We start from the raw sequence: 17,955 nt of genomic DNA, 5'->3' as shown, positions 1-17,955 counted from the left end.
CATCAATCCGATTGATGGCCCGGCATCAGCAAACGGTATTTCCTCTTGGCTGCCGCTTTGCGGGACAGTGGCGCATCGCATGCAGAACCCATGCATGCACGCATCCAGGAGACAGCCCTTGCCACACACCTCCACGGTCGCCAACGTCGGCGAACTCGTTTCGCGCTGCGCGCGCATCCACGGCCGGCGCATCGCGCTGCGCACCGCCGACCGCAGCCTGAGCTACGAAGCGCTCGACCGCCGGTCCAACCGCCTGGCCAACGCGCTGCTCGCATGCGGTCTGCAGCGCGGCGATCGCGTCGGCATCTACCTGCCGAACTGCACCGAGATCGTCGAGATCGAACTGGCCTGCTACAAGGCCGCGCTCGTCAAGGCACCGTTCAATGCGCGGCTGTCGCCGACCGAAGTGGGCGACATCGTGGCCAACAGTGGCGCGGCGCTGATCGTCACCACTGCAGAGCGCGCCGAAGCCTTCCTGCCGCACCTGAAGGGCGGCAGCGCGGAGATGCCCAGGCTGCTATTCATCGACGGCCCCGAGGATGCCGATAGCTCCTATGCCGGCCTGCTCGAACGCGCGAGCGATGTGTTCGAGGCGGTCAGCGTCCAGGCCGACGAGCTTGCCGTGCTGCACTACACCTCGGGCTCGTCGGGCGTGCTGAAGGCGGCGATGCAAACCTTCGGCAACCGGCTCGCGCAGCTGCGCAAGTTCCTCATGCGTTCCGAGGGCATGCGCGAAGGCCACCTGCTCGGCCTCGTGGGCCCGATCACGCATGCCTCGGGCATGCAGATCGTGCCGGCGCTGTGCAGCGGCGCGACCATCCGTCTGTTCGCGGGCTTCGAGCCCGGACGCTTCCTGGCCGACATGAAGGCCGACCGCGTGACGCACACCTTCATGGTGCCGACCATGATCAACATGCTGCTCGGCGAGCTCGAAGGCCGGTACCGGCCGCTGCCAGACCTGCTGCGCCTGGGCTATGGCGCCGCGCCCATGGCGCCGGCCCGCATCCTGCGCGCGATGGACGTGTTCGGACCGGTGCTGTCGCAAGGCTACGGCGCGGGCGAGACCACCTCGGGCGTGTGCGGCCTGAGCGTGGAAGACCACCTGTTCGCACGCGCCGCAGCGCCCGAGCGGCTCGCCTCGTGCGGCCGGCCGTTCCTCGAATCGAGGGTCGAGATCGTCGACGACGCGGGAGAGCCCGTGGCCACGGGCGAGATCGGCGAGATCGTGGTGGGCGGCGCCGACGTGTTCGCGGGCTACTGGCGCGCCCCCGAGCTCACGGCCGAGGTGCTGAAGAACGGCCGCTATCACACGGGCGACCTCGCGCGTATGGACTCGGAGGGCTTCGTCTACATCGTCGATCGCAAGAAGGACATGGTCATCAGCGGCGGCTTCAACGTCTATCCGTCGGAGGTGGAGGCGGTGCTCTACCAGCACGCGGCGATTGCCGACGCCTGCGTCTTCGCGGTGCCCGACGACAAGTGGGGCGAGGCCGTGGCCGCGCACGTGGTGCTCAAGCCCGGCCATGCGCTCGACGACGGCGCGCTCGATGCCTTCTGCGCCGAGCGGCTCGGCGGCTTCAAGCGCCCGCGCCGCGTGGTGTTCGTGGAGGCGCTGCCGAAGAACCCCAACGGCAAGGTCGCGCGCAAGCAGATCCAGGCGCCGTACTGGGCCGGTCAGAGCCGCATGGTGAACTGAGCGAGGACGAGAAGAATGATGAACGACAACGCCACCCCCGCCACGGCAAGCCGCGGCGTCTTCGAGGGCTCGCCGCGCGCCGCCGAGCTGATCGGCCGCATCGAGGGCTTCCTGCACGGCGAGCTGGCCGACATCGTGCGCACGCACGGCATCGACCATGAGCATGGCGCCAGCCGCGAGGTGCTGCAGCAGGTCTGGCGCCGCTCGCATGCGCTCGGCTTCTACGGCATGACGCTGCCCGAATCGATGGGCGGCCTCGGGCTGTCGGTGCTCGACCACGTGCTCATCAAGGAGGCCATCTATGCGAGCGGCTCGCCGCTCGCGCCGCACGTGTTCGGCGAACTCAGCGGGCCGCCGCGCGTGGGTGCTCTCGTGCGCAAGGCCACGCCGCACCACATGCAGAATTTCATCGAGCCGGTGGCCCGGGCCGAGAAGGCGATCTGCTTCGCGCTCACCGAGGCCGAGGCGGGCTCGGACGCCGGCGCGGTGCAGACGCGCGCCGTGCGCGACGGTGAGCATTTCGTGCTCGACGGACGCAAGCGCTTCATCTCGGGCTCGCCCTTTGCCGACTTCGCGGTGCTCATGGCGTCGACCGCTCCGGCCGGGAGCGCGCAGCGCGAGGTCACGGCCTTCTTCGTCGACCTGAAGCAGCCGGGCGTGCGCGTCGAGGCCGGCTACAAGACGATGGCAGGGCAGTCGCACACCGGCGACATCGTGCTCGAGAACTGCCGCATTCCCGCGGCCAACCTGATCGGTGAACCCGGGCGCGGGCTCGCGCTGGCGCTGGGCCGCATCACGGTCAACCGGCTGCTGCATTGCCCGGCGATGGTGGGGCTGGCGGCGGTGGCGCTGGGCGACGCCTGCGCCTATGCAGGCCAGCGCAAGCAGTTCGGCCGCGCGATCGGGCAGTTCCAGGCGGTCCAGCACATGCTGGCCGACATGGCGACCGAGCTGGCCGCCGCGCGGGCGCTCATGGTGTCGACGGCGCGCCAGATCGATGCCGGCAGCGAAGCGCGCGCCGAGGCCTCGATGGCCAAGCTGTTCTGCTCCGAAGCCGCGTTCCGCATCGCCGACCGCGCGGTGCAGGTCCACGGCGGCGAAGGCATCGTGCAGGGGCGGCGCGTGGAGTTCCTGTTCCGCATGCTGCGCATGTACCGGGTGCTGACCGGCACCAGCGAGATCCAGCGCAACACGATCGCGCGCGAGCTGCTCGGCGACGCCGGCTGACGACAAGACAGAGACACACCAGGAGACAAAAGACATGAACAGACTGCTGCAACGGCGCCACGTGCTGGCCGCCTCCCTCGTCGCCGCGCTGCTGCCGGCCGCCTCGTGCGCGCTGGCCACCGAGGCCGCATGGCCCGAGCGCCCCATCAAGTGGGTCGTGCCCTACCTCGCGGGCACCGGCCCCGACATCACCGCGCGCATCCTGGCCGAGGCCGTTGGGCCGCTGCTGGGCCAGGCGGTGGTGATCGAGAACAAGGCCGGCGCGGCCGGCAACATCGGCGCCCGGCTGGTGGCGCGCGCTGCGCCCGACGGCTACACCTGGATCTATTCGGCCGCACCGATGGCCGCGAACATGCGCATGTACCGCGACCCGGGCTACGACGCGCTCAAGGACTTCCGCCACATCATGCGGGTGAGCACCTCCGACATCGCGCTGGTGGTCAACGCCGCGTCGGGCATCGGGAGCCTGAACGAACTGGCGGCCAAGGCGCGGGCCAATCCCGGGGCGCTGAACTACGCATCGGGCGGCGTCGGCACGCCGTCGCACCTGGGCGTGGAGCTGCTGCTGAACGCGCTGAATGCCGAGGCGCTGCACGTGCCCTACAAGGGCGCGTCGGAACTGGTGAACGCGATCCTCGGCAACCAGGTGGCGTTCGGAACGCCGATCCTGTCGGTCGCCTATCCGCTGATCCAGTCGGGCAAGCTCAAGCCGCTCGCGATCGCGGGCCCGCGCCGCAACCCCAAGCTGCCCGATGTGCCGACGCTGGCCGAGCTCGGTGTGAAGGGTGTCGAGCTCACGTCATGGGGCGGCGTCTCGGTGCCGGCCGGCACGCCTGACGCGGTGGCTGCACGCATCGCCGCGGCTTTCGAGAAGGCGCTCGCGACGCCTTCGGTTCAGGCTGGCCTGACCGAGAACGGCGGCCAGGCGAGCCCGCTGCCCGCGCCCGAATACACGCGCGGCTTCACCAAGGAAATGACGCTGACCGAGGTGATGATGAAGCAGGTGAAGCTGCAGCCTCAGTAGAGGCCCAGGCGCCGCGCCTGCAGCCGCGCCAGGCCCAGCAGCGCATCGGTGAAGGGCGTTGCCACGGCAGTGAGTTCGCCGAGTTCGCGCACCACGGTCACGAGCGCATCGAGCTCGACCGCGCGGCCGGCTTCGACGTCCTGCAGCATCGAGGTCTTGAAGGCGCCGAGCTTCTTCGTCACCTCGTGGCGGTCTTCGGGGCTCTGTGCGATCTCGATGCCGATGCGGCGCCCGATCTCCTTGGCTTCGAGCATCACGGCCGAGATGAAGCCGCGCACGAAATCGTCGCCCATGATGAGGTCGGTGGTGGCGCCCGTGAGCGCGCTGATGGGGTTGACGGTCATGTTGCCCCAGAGCTTGAACCACACGTCGCGCTGGATCTGCGGCGAGAGCGTGGCGTCGATGCCGGTGCGCTGCAGCAGCGCCAGCAGCTTCTGCACGCGCGGCGTGGCCGCGCCCGAAGGCTCGCCCACGATCAGGCCATTGCCGAAATGGTGCCGCACCACGCCGGGCGCATCGAGCGAGCAGCTGCAGTGCACCACGGCGCCGATCACGTTGGCCGCGGGAATGGCGCGTGCGATCGCGCCGTCGGGGTCGACGGCCGCGAGCCGGCGGCCGGTGATCGGGCCGCCGAAGCCGCCTTCGAGAAACCACCAGGGCACGCCGTTCATCGCTGTCAGCACCACGGTGTCGGGACCGATCAGCGGGCCGATGCGCTCGGCCACGCCGGCCAGCGCGGGCGCCTTGACGGCGATGACCACCAGGTCCTGCACGCCCAGCGCCTCGGGGTCGGCCACGGCGTTGACCGGCACGCGCGTGCGCACGTCGCCGCGCATCAGTGAGAGTCCGTCTCGTTGCAGCGCCTCGAGCGTGGCGCCGCGCGCCACCACGTTGAGCCGCTCGCCCGCCTGCGCGAGGCCGACGCCGATCCATCCGCCGATCGCGCCGGCGCCGTAGATGCAGATCTTCATCGCTTCAGTTCTTGTAGGAGGGATCGATGCGGTCGATTTGGCGCACCAGCGCGTCGAACACGTCCTGGCCCGCGCCGTGGTTCGGGTTGAACTGCAGCGCGTCGCGCGTGCACCTGCGTGCGATCTCCTCGCTCACCGGGATCGGCTGGCCCATCGAGAGCGTGGCCATCTGGATCTCGCAGGCCCGCTGCAGCGTCCAGAGGATCGCGAAGGTCTGCGGCAGTGTGTGCCCCCAGACCAGCAGGCCGTGGTTGCGCAGGATCACCGCATTGCGGTTGCCAATGCTCCTGAGCAGGCGCGGACCTTCGTCGGCATGGATGGTGATGCCCTCGAAGTCGTGGTAGGCCACCATGTCGTGCAGCTGGGCGGTATAGAAATTGGTCTGCTGCAGGCCGCCCTGCAGACAGGCCACGGCCACGCCGGCCGTGGTGTGGGTGTGCATGACGCAGTGCGCGCCTTCGAGGCCGTCGTGGATGGCCGCATGCACCGTGAAGCCGGCCGGGTTCACCGGCCAGGTCGAGCCGTCGAGCACCTTGCCCTGCAGGTCGATCTTCACGAGGTTGCTCGCCGTGACCTCGCTGTAGTGCAGCCCGAAGGGGTTGATGAGGAACTGCTTCTCGCCGCCCGTCACGCTGTCGGGCAGCCGCACCGTGATGTGGTTGTAGATCATCTCGGTCCAGCCCAGCATCGCGAAGACGCGGTAGCAGGCCGCGAGCTCTTCGCGTGCGGCGCGCTCGTCGGGATGGATCGACGGATGGACCAGCGCGGTGGGCGCGGTGGTGGCGGGTGCGTTCATGGCAGTTCCTTTCAGATGACGCTTGTCTTGGCCCCGCGCTCTTCGCGGGGAGCACCGCGGAACCGGCTTTGCCGGGCCGCTTCGGGGGAGGGCTACCCTTCCGCTGTGAAGCCGACCTCCTTGACGATCGGCGCCCACTTGGCTGTGTCCTTCTTGAGCAGCTCGGTCAGCTCGCCCGGCGTGGACGACATGGCTTCCAGTCCGAAGGTGGCGAGGCCGTCGATCACGTCCTTTTGGGCCAGTGCGTTCTTCATGGCCGTGTTGAGCTTGGCCACTACGTCGGGCGACGCCTTGGCGGGCAGGAAAAAGGCGAACCACTCGCTGTGCGCCATGTCCTTGATGCCTTGCTCGCCGAAGGTCGGCACCTCGGGGGCGAAGCGATTGCGCTTGGCGCCCGAGACGCCCAGGATGCGCACCTTGCCCGAGGTCAGGTGCTGCGTGATGTCGCCGATCGGGCCCGACACGGCCGAGATGTTGCCGCCCAGCAGGTCGAGCATGGCCGGCTGGGTGCCGCGGTAGGCCGCATGCTTGAGATCGACGCCGCCCTTCTTGCCCAGCAGCGCACCGATGAAATGGGGCGTCGAGCCGGCGGCCGGCGAGCCGTAGTTGGCGCCGGCCGGGTTGGTCTTGGCCCAGGCCAGAAAGTCGGGCACGTTCTTGACGCTCGCGGGCACCGCCGGGCCGACCGCGAAGCCGAAGTCGAAGATGCAAGCCAGGCTGACCGGCGTCAGGTCGAGCATCGGGTCGTACGGCAGCTTCTTGTAGATGTGCGGATAGATCGTGAGGATCGAGGTCGGCGTCTGCAGCATCGTGGCGCCGTCGGCCGGCTTGCCCTTGACGTAGCTCACTGCGATCTGTCCGCCCGCGCCGGTGCGGTTCTCGACCACGGCGGTCTTCGCGTAGTCGGGGCTGAGCCGGGTCGCCACGCGCCGGCAGGTGGTGTCCGAAGTACCGCCGGCCGCAAAGCCGGTGACGATGGTGGCGGTCTCGATCGAAGCCTGCGCGAAGGCATGCTGGCCCAGGCTGGCAAGCAGCGCCGAGGCGCCGGTGGTCTGCAGCAGGTTGCGGCGGGTGAAGGTCATGGTGTCTCTCCGGGTGGTGGGTTGCGTTTCACGACTCGTCGCGCAGCCAGGTGACTGCGCCCGAATGGGTCACGGCACCCTGGTGGGCAGGGCGCACGGTGAGCGCGTATTTTTCCAGCAAGCCGCGGTGCTGGACCCCCGCGTTTACGTTGATGACCCCGCGCGCTGCGAGCCGCCCGGCGATCTCCTCCGCCCCCAGTTCGACCGAGATGCTGCGCGCTTCGGCGCGTGCGTCGATCGCCACCATGTCGCCGTCACGCAACGCCGCGATCGGGCCACCGTCCGCCGCCTCGGGCCCCGCATAGCCGATGCACAGGCCGCGCGTCGCGCCCGAGAAGCGGCCGTCGGTCAAAAGCGCCACCTTGTCGCCCATGCCCTGGCCGTAGAGCAGGGCGGTGATGCCGAGCATCTCGCGCATGCCCGGGCTGCCCTTGGGGCCTTCGTTGCGGATCACGATCACGTCGCCGGGCGCATAGCGGCGGTTCTGCACCGCGGCCTGCGCCTGTTCTTCCGACTCGAAGACGCGCGCCGGCCCGCGGTGCACCAGCGTCTTCAGGCCGGCCGTCTTGAGCAGGGCGCCGTCGGGGCACAGGTTGCCTTTGAGCACCGCCAGGCCGCCGTCGCGCGTGATCGGGTTGCCCGCTGCACGCACGACCCGGCCGTCGGGCGCAGAGGCGCCGGCGAGCTCCTCGGCCAGCGTGCGGCCGGTGAAGGTCAGCGCGTCGCCGTGCACGAAGCCCTGGTCCATCAGCGTGCGCAGGATCACGCCCGCGCCGCCGATGTAGTAGACGTCGCGCGCCAGGTACTGCCCGCCCGGGCGCAGGTCGGCGATGAGTGGGGTGCGCGCGAAGATCTCGGCCACGTCGTCGAGGTGAAAGCGGATGCCCGCCTCGTGCGCGATCGCCGGCAGGTGCAGCGCGGCATTGGTCGAGCCGCCCGTGGCCGACACCACGGCGCAGGCGTTCTCGAGCGCCTTGCGCGTGACGATGTCGCGCGGCAGCGGCGCGTCGCCCATCACCGCCTTCATCAGGTGCTTCGCGGCGCGGCGCATCAGCGGCGCTCGCTCGCTGAACACCGCCGGCACCATGCTCGAGCCGATGGGCGCGAGGCCGAGCGCCTCGGACACCATGCCCATGGTGTTGGCCGTGAACTGGCCCGCGCAGGCGCCCGCGGTGGGCAGGCAGGCGCGGCTCATGGCGTCGAGTTCGTCGGTCGTGGCGGTGCCGGCGAGCACCTTGCCGATGGTCTCGTAGGTGTCGACCACGTTCAGGTCGCGCCCGTCGGGCCCGGGCATCTGCCCCGGCAGCGCCGAGCCGCCATGCACGAACACGCTCGGCACGTTGCAGCGCACCATGCCCATCATCAGGCCCGGCAGGTTCTTGTCGCAGGCGCCGATCGCGAAGATGCCGTCCCACTGGTGGCCGCGCGTGGAGGCCTCGACGCTGTCGGCGATGAGTTCGCGCGAGATCAGCGAGAAGCGCATGCCCGAGTGCGCCATCGTGAGCCCGTCGCTCACCGACACCACCGGGCATTCGTGCGGCGTGCCGCCGCCCGCATAGATGCCGGTCTTGGCATGCTGCGCCTGCTCGCGCAGGTTGAGGTTGCAGGGGCTCATCTCGCCGCCGGTGTGGAACACGCCGATGTGCGGGCGTTCGATGTCCTCGTCGTCCTGCCCCAGCGCATGCAGGAAGCTGCGCGTGGTGGCGCGGATCGTGCCCTCGCGGATGATGGCGGAGCGGAAGCGCGGCGGTTTCTTCGGGTCGGTCGGGGTGGTCATTGGCTGGCGGGCGGCTGGCGTTCGATCAATGGATGGGTTTGCAGAAGGCGTCAGTAGCTGCCGGGCGCGGCGCTGGCGGCCGCGCCCTCGGGCTTGAACTTGCCCGCCAGCGCGCTGGCCGCTGCGGCCAGCAGCATGGTGTCCACGCCCACGGCGACGAAGGCCGCGCCCGCAGCGAGCCACTTGCGCGCCTGCTCCTCGGTGGTCGAGAGGATACCGGCCGCCTTGCCGGCCTTCTGGATGCGTGCGATCGCATCGGCGATCGCGGCCTGCACTTCGGGGTGGCCGGGCTGGCCCACGAAGCCCATCGAGGCCGAAAGGTCGGCCGGACCGATGAACACGCCGTCCACGCCGGGGGTGGCGGCGATCGCGTCGAGGTTCCTCATCGCCTCGACCGTCTCGGCCTGCACCAGCAGGCAGGTCTGGGCATTGGCCTCGTGCAGGTAGTCGGGGTAGGCCTGCCAGCGCGAGGCGCGCGCGAGCGCACTGCCCATGCCGCGCACGCCTTCGGGCGGGTAGCGCATGCCCTGCACCATGCGCGCGGCCTGTTCGGCGGTGTCGACCATCGGCACCAGGATGGTCTGCGCGCCGATGTCGAGCATCTGCTTGAGCAGCGTGGTGTCGCCGACCGGCACGCGCACCACCGGCTGCGGCCGCGTGGCGCCCTCGGGCAGTGCCGACCAGGCGCTCGAGATGCCCTGCAGCTGCGCGAGGATCGAGCGCACGTCGTTCGGCGCATGCTCGCCGTCGACCAGCAGCCAGTCGTAGCCGGTGCCGGCCAGGATCTCGGCCGCATAGCCGTCGGCCAGGCCGACCCAGAGACCGATCTGGGCGCGCTTGCCGGCCAGGGCCTGCTTGAAGGTGTTGAGGGGTGTCTGCATGGGACGATGTCTCGGTAGTGGCGGGTCAGGCGAGTCTGAACGAAATCGCGCCGAGGGGGCCGTAGTCGGCGTGGAAGGTGTCGCCCGCGAGCGCGGTGGTGGGGCGCGTGAACGAACCGGCGAGCACCACCTCGCCGGCCGCGAGGTGCTCGTCCCAGGGCGCGAGCTTGTTCGCGAGCCAGGCCACGCCGGTGGCCGGGTGGTTGAGCACGGCCGCGGCCACGCCGGTCTCCTCGATCACGCCGTTCTTGTAGAGCAGCGCGCCGACCCAGCGCAGGTCGACCGCATCGGGTTTGACCGGCCGGCCGCCGAGCACGATGCCGGCGTTGGCCGCGTTGTCGGCGATGGTGTCGAACACCTTGCGCGGCGCCTTGGTGTGGCGGTCGAACTGCTCGATGCGCGCATCGATGATCTCGATCGCGGGCACCACGTAGTCGGTGGCCGCGAGCACGTCGAAGATCGTGACCCCCGGCCCCTTGAGTGGCCGGCCGAGCACGAAGGCCAGCTCGACCTCGATGCGCGGCGCGATGAAGCGCGTGAAAGGAATGTCGGCGCCCTGCTCGAAGAACATGTCGTCGAGCAGCGTGCCGTAGTCGGGCTCGGTGATCTGGCTCGACAGCTGCATCGCGCGCGAGGTCAGGCCGATCTTGTGGCCCTTGACGGTGCGCCCCCCGGCGATCTTGTGCGCGACCCAGGCGCGCGAGACGGCGTAGCCGTCTTCGACCGTCATCTCGGGAAAGCGCTTGGAGAAATGCTCGACCTGCACGCGCGTGCGTTCGCTCTCGTGCAGTTCGGCGGCCAGTTGGGCGATGGTGGCGTCGGAAAGCATGGAAGTCTTCTTCTCAGCCTTTGTTGAACAGGGGATGCAGGTTGCTGTGCTTGCCGTCGTACACCTGCTGCGGGCTTTCGTCGATCTGGAGCGTGATGCCGATGTGGCGGCGCTCGAGCACCGGCGCGAAATGCGTCTTCACCGCCGCGAGCAGGTCGTCGCCGGCCTTCTTCTTCACGGCATCGGTGCGGCCCGCCGCCATGCGCAGGTTGAGGTAGACGAAGGCGTAGTCGGCCTTTCCATCGGCCACCGCATGGTGCGCAGCCGGGTAGGCCAGCACGCGCGTGCCGCCCGTAGGAAAGATAGGCCGGCCCGCCGCGTCGCGCTGCGCGAGCATGGTGTCGGCAAGCGTGCGGCAGAGCGCCGTCATGTCGGTCTCGGGCTCGATGTTGGGCGTGTAGAGGATCACCAGGTGCGGCATGCGTCGTGCTCCCTTGCTCAGGCGGTGGCGGCGTCGGCCGGCAGCGGCGTGACCGGGAAGATCGCGTTGATCTGTCCAGTGCCCGAGCTGCCGAAATAGGGCGTCACGATCTCCACGGGTGCGGTGTAGCGGTCCCAGCCGAGCAGGCCCAGCAGCATCGCGGTGTCGTGCATGTCGCCTTCGCCCCAGCACTTGTCGGCATACATCGGCAGCATGCCGACGAATGTTCTCCAGTCGCCGGCCTTCCAGAGTTCGACCACGCGATGGTCGACCTGCTCGAGAAACGGGTCGTAGACCTTGTGCATGAACTCGGGCGCGCGGCCGTTGTCGGCGAAGTGGTGCGAGAGCGAACCGCTCGCGAACACCGCGACCGTGCCGTCGTAGCGCTCCTCGATCGCGCGGCGCACCGCGAGGCCGAAGCGGCCCGACTCGGCAAGGTCGTGCCAGTCGCACCAGCCGCTGATGCTGATCACCTTGTAGTGCTGATCGGCATTCATGTAGCGCATCGGCACCAGCGTGCCGTACTCAAGCTCGAGCGTGGTGTCGCTGTGCGCGCGGCTCTTCACGCCCATCTCGTTCGCCACGTCGGCGATCAGGTGCCCGAGCGCCGGGTTGCCCGGGTAGGCATAGGGCATGTTCTTGATGAAGTGCGGCAGCTCGTTGCTGGTGTAGGTGCCGCCGAATTCCGGACCGCAGTTGATGTGGTATTCGCTGTTGACCTGCCAATGCACGTCGAACACCACGATGGTGTCCACGCCCAGCGCGCGGCAGCGGCGGTCGATTTCCTTGTGGCCCTGAATCGCGGCGTCGCGGCAGCCGAAGTTCGGCCCCGGAAATTCCGACAGGTACATCGACGGTACATGCGTGATCTTGGCGGCGAGTGCGAGCGTGCCCATGGTCAGACTCCCCAATGCGGAATGTGGTGATTGCCCAGCGACACCGCCACGTTCTTCGGCTCGCAGAACACCTCGTAGCTCCAGGTGCCGCCCTCGCGGCCCGTGCCCGAGGCCTTGGTGCCGCCGAAGGGCTGGCGCAGGTCGCGCACGTTCTGGCTGTTGACGAAGCACATGCCGGCCTCCACCGCGGCGGCGACGCGGTGGGCGCGGCCGATGTTCTCGGTCCAGACGTAACTCGAGAGGCCATAGGCGATGTCGTTGGCCAGCTCGATCGCATGCGCCTCGTCCCTGAACGGGATCAGGCAGGCGACGGGGCCGAAGATCTCGTCCTGCGCGATCTTCATGCGGTTGTCGACGTCCGCGAAGACGGTCGGCATCACGTAGTTGCCACGCTTCACCCGCTCGGGCAGATCACTCGGCGCATCGAGCCCGCCGCACAGCAGCGTCGCGCCTTCCTTCGGGCCCAGCTCGATGTAGCTGCGCACCTTCGCGAGATGAGCCTGCGAGATCATCGGGCCGACGATGGTCTTCTCGTCGAGCGGGTCGCCGACCGTGATGCGCTTCGCGCGCTCGGCGAACCTGGCGGCAAAGTCGGCATAGATCGACTGCTGCACCAGGATGCGCGAACCCGCGGTGCAGCGCTCGCCGTTGTTGCTGAAGATCATGAAGACGGCTGCGTCGAGCGCGCGGTCGAGGTCGGCGTCGTCGAAGATCACGAACGGGCTCTTGCCGCCGAGCTCCATGCTGAACTTCTTCAGGCCCGCGCTCTTCACGATGCGGTTGCCCGTGGCGGTGGAGCCGGTGAACGAAATGGCGCGCACGTCGGGGTGCGCCACCAGCGGCTCGCCGGCGTCCTTGCCGTAGCCGTGCACCAGGTTCAGCACGCCGGGCGGAATGCCGGCTTCGAGCGCGAGTTCGCCGAGGCGCGCGGCGGAGAGCGGCGAGAGCTCGCTCATCTTCAGCACCGCGGTGTTGCCGAAGGCCAGGCAGGGCGCGACCTTCCAGGTGGCCGTCATGAACGGCACGTTCCACGGGCTGATGAGCGCGCACACGCCCACCGGGTGGAACAAGGTGTAGTTCAGGTGCGTGGGCGTCGGGTAGGTGTGGCCGTCGACGCGCGTGCACATCTCGGCGAAATAATGAAAGTTGTCGGCCGCGCGCGGCACCAACTGCTTGCCGGTCTGCGCGATCACCTGGCCGCAGTCGTCGGTCTCGGTGCGCGCGATCTCGGGCACGTTCGTCGCGATCAGATCGCCGAGCCTGCGCATCAGCTTCGCACGTTCGGTTGCGGGCAGGCCGGCCCACTTGGGGAAGGCTTCCTTGGCGGCTGCCACGGCGGCGTTCACTTCGGCCTCGCCGCCCGCGGCGACCTCGGCCAGCACTTCCTGCGTGGCGGGGTTCACGGTCTCGAAGTAGTCGGGGCCGGCAACGCGCCGGCCGGCGATCAGGTGGTCGATTCTCATGCGGGTCCTTCGATGGTGTTCTGGAGGGCGCCGATGCCCTCGATCTCGGTCACGACCACGTCGCCGGGCCGGCAGTCGACCACGCCGTCGGGCGTGCCGGTGAGGATCAGGTCGCCGGGCGACAGCGTCATGAAGCGGCTGAAGTACTCGATCAGGAAGGGCGCGTCGAAGATCATGTCGCGCGTGTTGCCTTGCTGGGTGACCTTGCCGTTGACGGTGGTGCGCAGCGCGAGCGACATCGGATCGGGCACGTCGACCGCATCGACGAACCATGGGCCGAGCGGCGTGCAGGTGTCGCGGTTCTTCACGCGCAGGTTGGGGCGGTACCAGTTCTCGAGGTAGTCGCGGATCGCGTAGTCGTTGGCCACCGTGTAGCCGCCGATGAAGTCGCAGGCATCGTCGCGCTTCACCTTGCGCGCAGTCTTGCCGACCACGATCGCGAGTTCGCATTCGTAGTGCATGAACTGCACGCTGGCGGGCCGGAAGGTCTTCTGCCGGTGCCCCGTCAGCGTGGCCTGTCCCTTGACGAACACCAGCGGTTCCTCGGGCGCCTTGAATTCGAGCTCCTTCGCATGGTCGGCGTAGTTCAGGCCGAGCGCGAGGATGGTGCGCGGGCGTGGCGTCGGCGCCAGCGGCGGCAGCCATACGAGGTCGGCCTCGGGCACGACGCGGCCGTCGTCCAGGCGCACGGCACCGTCGGGCCGGCCGTCGAATTCGTGGCTGGTGCCGGCGTGCTCGCGGCCTTCGTGGATGACGCGTGCGTGCTTCATGCGGCCTCCTGCACCAGCGTGTTGCAAAGGGGCTCGAAGCCCGGCGCGGAAATCTCGATGCGGTCGCCCGCTCGTGCCAGCGGCCGGCCCGCGCCGCAGCCGAGCAACAGCACGTCGCCGTGTGCGAGCGTCATGAACTCGCCGACATCTGCGAGCAACTGGCGCACAGGCCGCACCAGCGTGGCGAAGTCGAGGGTCTGCCGCAGCGCGCCGTTGATGCGGACCTCGACGCTGAAGCCCGCCGGGTCGGCCACTTCCTGCGCATCGCGCAGCGCCGGGCCGATGCCGAGAAACCCGTCGACGCACTTGAACTTGACGGGCGGTCGGAAGAAGCTCGTGTGCGGGATCGACAGGTCGTTCATCAGCACGAAGCCCTCGACGTCGCCGTCGGCGCCGATCACCATGCCGACGGTCGCGCCGACTTCGACCTCGGGCGCGTCCACCGGCACGGCGATCGCAGCACCGTGCGGGCTCCAGGTGTTGGCGGTCTTCACGTAGAGCACCGGGGCCTTCGGCGCGGCCTTGTAGGGCGGCTCGGTCATCTGCGGCACGAGCGCGTCGAATTCGGCGCGAAAGTTCAGCAGCGTGCCGTACACGGTGCCGGTCGGAAGGTAGTGCGAGGCGGTGCCGTTCATGCGGGCTGCTCCAGCGCGATGAGTTCGTCGAGCAGTCCGTAGAGCTGCGTGAGCTTGGTCTTGCCGAGTGACTTTTCCATCCAGGCGTAGTGCGCCTCGATGCTGACTCCCAGGCGCTTGACCAGCCGCATGCCATGCGGCGTGGCCTCGATGACGGTGCGTCGCTGGTCGGCCGGGTCGCGGCTGCGCGTGATGAGCTTGTCGCGCTCCATGCGCGCGAGCACGCCGGTGAGGCTCGGGCCGAGGATGAAGGCCTCGCGCGCCACGTGGCCGGTGTCGACTGCGCCGTTCTCGCCGAGCACGCGTAGCACGCGCCATTGCTGGTCGGACAGCGCGTGTTCGCGCAGGCTGGGCCGCGTGTGGGCCATGACGGCCTCGCGCGCCTGCAGCAGCAGGCGCGGCAGATTGCGGTGGGTGAAGGTGGTGCTCAAGTGGCTCGTCCGGTTCAAATTACTTAACATGTTAAATGATTTGCCAGCTGCTTCCTAGCCGCCACGCATAGGGGTTTGTGCGGACCCCTAAACTCGCCGCATGGCCAAGGACAAATCACTCTTCGTCTGCAGCGAATGCGGCGGCACCAGCCCCAAGTGGCTCGGCAAATGCCCGAGCTGCAGCGCCTGGAACACATTGGTCGAGCAGGTGGCGGGCAGCGCCAGCGGCTCGGCCAACAACCGCTTCGGCACGCAGTTCGCGTCGCTGGCCGGCGCGTCCGAGCTCGCGACGCTGTCGGAGATCGAGGCCACCGACATCGCGCGCACGCCGACGGGCCTCGACGAACTCGACCGCGTGCTCGGCGGCGGCATCGTCTCGGGCGGCGTCACGCTGATTGGTGGCGACCCCGGCATCGGCAAGTCGACGCTGCTGCTGCAGGCCGTCGATGCGCTGCAGCGCGCAGGACAGAACGCGCTCTACGTCACCGGCGAAGAAAGCGGGGCGCAGGTGGCGCTGCGCTCGCGGCGGCTCGGCCTTGACCATTCGCAGGTGCAGGTGCTGGCCGAGATCCAGTTGGAGAAGATCATCGCCACGCTCGACGCCACGCGGCCGGCGATCGCGGTGATCGACTCGATCCAGACCGTCTACTCCGACCAGCTCACCTCGGCGCCCGGCTCGGTCGCGCAGGTGCGCGAATGCGCGGCCCACCTCACGCGCTTCGCCAAGACCAGCGGCACGGCGGTGGTGCTGGTGGGCCACGTCACGAAGGAGGGCGCGCTCGCGGGGCCGCGCGTACTCGAACACATGGTCGACACGGTGCTGTATTTCGAGGGCGACACGCACTCGAGCTTTCGCCTGGTGCGCGCCATCAAGAACCGCTTCGGCGCGGTCAACGAGATCGGCGTGTTCGCGATGACAGAGCGCGGTCTCAAGGGCGTGGCGAACCCGAGCGCGATCTTCCTGAGCCAGCATGCCGAGCCGGTGCCCGGCAGCGTGGTGCTGGTCACGCTCGAAGGCACGCGGCCGATGCTGGTCGAGATCCAGGCGCTGGTCGACGACGGCGGGCCCAGCCCCCGCCGGCTCTCCGTGGGCCTGGACCGCGACCGCCTCGCGATGCTGCTGGCCGTGCTGCACCGCCATGCGGGCGTGGCCTGCATGGACCAGGACGTGTTCGTCAACGCGGTGGGCGGCGTGCGCATCAGCGAACCCGCGGCCGACCTCGCGGTGATGCTCGCCATCACCTCGAGCCTGCGCGGCAAGCCGATGCCCAAGGGCTTCATCGCGTTCGGCGAGGTCGGCCTGGCCGGCGAGGTGCGGCCCGCGCCGCGCGGCCAGGAGCGGCTGCGCGAAGCCGCCAAGCTGGGCTTCAGCGTGGCCGTGGTGCCCAAGGCCAACGCGCCGCGCAAGGGCGCGAAGGAGATCGAGGGCCTGACGATCCACGCGGTCGATCGCATCGAAGAGGCGATGGACGTCGTACGCGGGCTGGATTGAACGTGCCCGAAGCGCCTTCGACGCGCTGCGCGGCGAAGAACGCCAGTGCGGGCGGCGACAATATGCGCATGAATTTCCAGAAGTTTCTGATTCCGGTCGGCGCCATCGTGCTGATCGGTGTCTCGTGGCGCAGCTACGGCTGGGGCGGAGTCGCGTTCGCGGCCGGCGTGATCGTGATGTTCGTGCTGATGCACTTCAATCGCCTGATGCAGGTGCTCAAGCGCGCGGGCAACCGCCCGATTGGCCATGTGGCGAGCGCGGTGATGCTCAATGCCAAGCTCAAGCAGGGCGTCACGCTGATGCACGTCATCGCCCTGACACGCGCACTCGGCGAGCCGCGCTCGCCGCGCGACGAGCAGCCCGAGCACTACCGCTGGACCGATGCAGGCGGCTCTTACGTCGACGCGGTGTTCAACGGCGGCAAGCTGCAAAGCTGGACGCTGACGCGGCCCGAGCAGCCCGCGGACGACGCGCAGCCGTAGCTTTCGCGTCCTTCGCGAGCCCTTCGCGGCCGCCGCATCCGGCGGCCCGGTTTCAGAACGGTGCGTCCGCCTCTTCGGCCGGCGTAGCGGTCGCTGCTGGCGCTGCGGTCTCTGTCGGAGCCGCGCCGAACGCCGCCTCGCCACCGAGCGCATCGAGCAGCGCCGGCACGAGCTGGCCGAGCTCGCCGGTGGCGATCGCCACGTCGGCATCGAAGTTGTCTTCCTTCTTGCCGCCGGCCGCGCCGTCGCCCGTGCCTTCGAGGAACACGATCTTGCGGATCAGCATGCCGTGCGTGAGCTCGAACGACACGCGGTCGTCCCAGGTCAGCGCGAGCCTTGTCGGGCGCTTGCCGTCGCTGATGTGCTGCTTGACTTCCTCGATGTCGAGCGGATGCTTGGCATAGCGCACCACGGCCTTCGAATCGTCGGATGCCTTGAGCTCGCACTCGCGGTCGACCGTGAAGCCGGCCGGCGGTTCCTGCGTGAGCAGCCAGTTGGCCATGGCGGCAGCGGGCTCGACCTGCGTGTTGATCGGGCTCACGGCAAAGCCGTCGAACGCCTTCACGAGGCTGGTGATCACCTCGTCGGCGCGCGCGGCATTGGCGGAGTTGATCACGAGGCGGCGCTCGGCCTGGTCGATCCACACGGCCACGCGGGCACTGCGCGTGAAGGCCATCGGCAGCAGCTCGAGCGTGATGTCCTCCTTGAGCTCCTTCTTTTCCTTCTTGCCGGGCTTGCGGCCCGTGGCGGCCTCGATCTGCGCGCAGCGCTCGTCGAGCTTGCGGCGCACCACCGAGCCGGGCACGGCCTTGCTCTCGATCATGTACTCGACGAGCCACTGCCCGTCGATGGACTCCACCAGCGGGCCATTGGCCTCGCCGCGCGGCTCGATCCAGCCGGCCGACTTTTCCTGCGATGGGCCGCAGGGCTCGAAGCGCTGCTTGCCCAGGCCTTCTTCCGCCTCGGCCAGCGTTTGGGACCAGGCAGGTTCGATGCGATAGACGATGACGTTCTTGAATACGGACACTGAAAAACCTTTTCTACTCTGCGACGAACGCGGAACCCGCCATTGTCACAGGCCC

General features: G+C 69.0%; 18 protein-coding genes. 5 read left to right on the top strand and 13 right to left on the bottom strand.

Annotation, left to right across the window (positions count from 1 at the left end; all coding sequences use genetic code 11):
- Positions 1 to 118: 118 nt before the first annotated feature.
- Genes AC3A6G_RS21030 through AC3A6G_RS21020 form a run of 3 tightly spaced genes read left to right on the top strand, consistent with a single transcriptional unit; the run spans position 119 to position 3,947 of the window.
- Positions 119 to 1,696: an AMP-binding protein gene (locus tag AC3A6G_RS21030; protein WP_487874473.1), complete on the top strand. Its 1,578-nt coding sequence runs from the start codon at positions 119 to 121 to the stop codon at positions 1,694 to 1,696.
- 18 nt (positions 1,697 to 1,714) lie between these two features.
- Positions 1,715 to 2,923: an acyl-CoA dehydrogenase family protein gene (locus tag AC3A6G_RS21025; RefSeq protein WP_487874472.1), complete on the top strand. Its 1,209-nt coding sequence runs from the start codon at positions 1,715 to 1,717 to the stop codon at positions 2,921 to 2,923.
- A 34-nt stretch (positions 2,924 to 2,957) separates the two neighbouring features.
- Positions 2,958 to 3,947 carry a Bug family tripartite tricarboxylate transporter substrate binding protein gene (locus AC3A6G_RS21020; protein ID WP_487874471.1) on the top strand — a complete coding sequence of 330 codons (990 nt, stop codon included), beginning with the start codon at positions 2,958 to 2,960 and terminating at the stop codon, positions 3,945 to 3,947.
- Here the strand turns inward: AC3A6G_RS21020 and AC3A6G_RS21015 are convergent.
- The 12 genes from AC3A6G_RS21015 to hpaR all read right to left on the bottom strand — a co-directional run bounded on the left by AC3A6G_RS21015 (position 3,941) and on the right by hpaR (position 14,899).
- On the bottom strand, positions 3,941 to 4,918 hold the full coding sequence (locus AC3A6G_RS21015) for a 2-dehydropantoate 2-reductase (RefSeq protein ID WP_487874470.1): 978 nt from the start codon (positions 4,916 to 4,918) through the stop codon (positions 3,941 to 3,943). The genes AC3A6G_RS21020 and AC3A6G_RS21015 overlap by 7 nt on opposite strands.
- Positions 4,919 to 4,922: 4 nt before the next feature.
- Positions 4,923 to 5,714 carry a class II aldolase/adducin family protein gene (locus tag AC3A6G_RS21010; protein ID WP_487874469.1) on the bottom strand — a complete coding sequence of 264 codons (792 nt, stop codon included), beginning with the start codon at positions 5,712 to 5,714 and terminating at the stop codon, positions 4,923 to 4,925.
- Between the two features lie 92 nt (positions 5,715 to 5,806).
- Positions 5,807 to 6,796: a Bug family tripartite tricarboxylate transporter substrate binding protein gene (locus AC3A6G_RS21005; protein ID WP_487874468.1), complete on the bottom strand. Its 990-nt coding sequence runs from the start codon at positions 6,794 to 6,796 to the stop codon at positions 5,807 to 5,809.
- A 28-nt stretch (positions 6,797 to 6,824) separates the two neighbouring features.
- Complete coding sequence (gene ilvD / locus AC3A6G_RS21000) at positions 6,825 to 8,573, bottom strand: dihydroxy-acid dehydratase (RefSeq protein ID WP_487861136.1); 1,749 nt, start codon at positions 8,571 to 8,573, stop codon at positions 6,825 to 6,827.
- A 50-nt stretch (positions 8,574 to 8,623) separates the two neighbouring features.
- Complete coding sequence (gene hpaI, locus AC3A6G_RS20995) at positions 8,624 to 9,454, bottom strand: 4-hydroxy-2-oxoheptanedioate aldolase (RefSeq protein ID WP_487861137.1); 831 nt, start codon at positions 9,452 to 9,454, stop codon at positions 8,624 to 8,626.
- A 25-nt stretch (positions 9,455 to 9,479) separates the two neighbouring features.
- Positions 9,480 to 10,283: a 2-oxo-hept-4-ene-1,7-dioate hydratase gene (hpaH, locus tag AC3A6G_RS20990; RefSeq protein WP_487865227.1), complete on the bottom strand. Its 804-nt coding sequence runs from the start codon at positions 10,281 to 10,283 to the stop codon at positions 9,480 to 9,482.
- Positions 10,284 to 10,296: 13 nt separating this feature from the next.
- Complete coding sequence (locus AC3A6G_RS20985) at positions 10,297 to 10,704, bottom strand: 5-carboxymethyl-2-hydroxymuconate isomerase (RefSeq protein ID WP_487874467.1); 408 nt, start codon at positions 10,702 to 10,704, stop codon at positions 10,297 to 10,299.
- A gap of 17 nt (positions 10,705 to 10,721) precedes the next feature.
- Complete coding sequence (gene hpaD / locus AC3A6G_RS20980) at positions 10,722 to 11,600, bottom strand: 3,4-dihydroxyphenylacetate 2,3-dioxygenase (RefSeq protein ID WP_487874466.1); 879 nt, start codon at positions 11,598 to 11,600, stop codon at positions 10,722 to 10,724.
- Between the two features lie 2 nt (positions 11,601 to 11,602).
- A complete protein-coding gene (hpaE, locus tag AC3A6G_RS20975; RefSeq protein ID WP_487874465.1) occupies positions 11,603 to 13,063 on the bottom strand; it encodes a 5-carboxymethyl-2-hydroxymuconate semialdehyde dehydrogenase in 1,461 nt (486 codons plus the stop codon).
- Positions 13,060 to 13,833 carry a fumarylacetoacetate hydrolase family protein gene (locus AC3A6G_RS20970; RefSeq protein WP_487874464.1) on the bottom strand — a complete coding sequence of 258 codons (774 nt, stop codon included), beginning with the start codon at positions 13,831 to 13,833 and terminating at the stop codon, positions 13,060 to 13,062. Before AC3A6G_RS20970 ends, hpaE begins: the two co-directional genes overlap by 4 nt.
- Positions 13,830 to 14,468: a fumarylacetoacetate hydrolase family protein gene (locus tag AC3A6G_RS20965; protein WP_487874463.1), complete on the bottom strand. Its 639-nt coding sequence runs from the start codon at positions 14,466 to 14,468 to the stop codon at positions 13,830 to 13,832. The genes AC3A6G_RS20970 and AC3A6G_RS20965 overlap by 4 nt, the downstream gene beginning before the upstream one ends.
- Positions 14,465 to 14,899 carry a homoprotocatechuate degradation operon regulator HpaR gene (gene hpaR / locus AC3A6G_RS20960; protein ID WP_487861144.1) on the bottom strand — a complete coding sequence of 145 codons (435 nt, stop codon included), beginning with the start codon at positions 14,897 to 14,899 and terminating at the stop codon, positions 14,465 to 14,467. Before hpaR ends, AC3A6G_RS20965 begins: the two co-directional genes overlap by 4 nt.
- A gap of 100 nt (positions 14,900 to 14,999) precedes the next feature.
- Here hpaR and radA point away from each other — a divergent pair, with 100 nt between their 5' ends.
- Complete coding sequence (gene radA / locus AC3A6G_RS20955; RefSeq protein WP_487861145.1) at positions 15,000 to 16,391, top strand: DNA repair protein RadA; 1,392 nt, start codon at positions 15,000 to 15,002, stop codon at positions 16,389 to 16,391.
- A 68-nt stretch (positions 16,392 to 16,459) separates the two neighbouring features.
- Positions 16,460 to 16,873: a glycerate kinase gene (locus tag AC3A6G_RS20950; RefSeq protein ID WP_487874462.1), complete on the top strand. Its 414-nt coding sequence runs from the start codon at positions 16,460 to 16,462 to the stop codon at positions 16,871 to 16,873.
- Positions 16,874 to 16,925: 52 nt separating this feature from the next.
- On the opposite strand, the gene AC3A6G_RS20945 is transcribed toward AC3A6G_RS20950, so the two are convergent.
- Positions 16,926 to 17,900, bottom strand: coding sequence for a recombination-associated protein RdgC (locus AC3A6G_RS20945; RefSeq protein WP_487874461.1), 975 nt, complete (start codon positions 17,898 to 17,900; stop codon positions 16,926 to 16,928).
- Between the last annotated feature and the right edge of the window lie 55 nt (positions 17,901 to 17,955).

It is taken from the genome of Variovorax sp. Soil_C_26, assembly GCF_057657075.1.
This window is presented reverse-complemented; position numbering and strand designations above follow the sequence as displayed.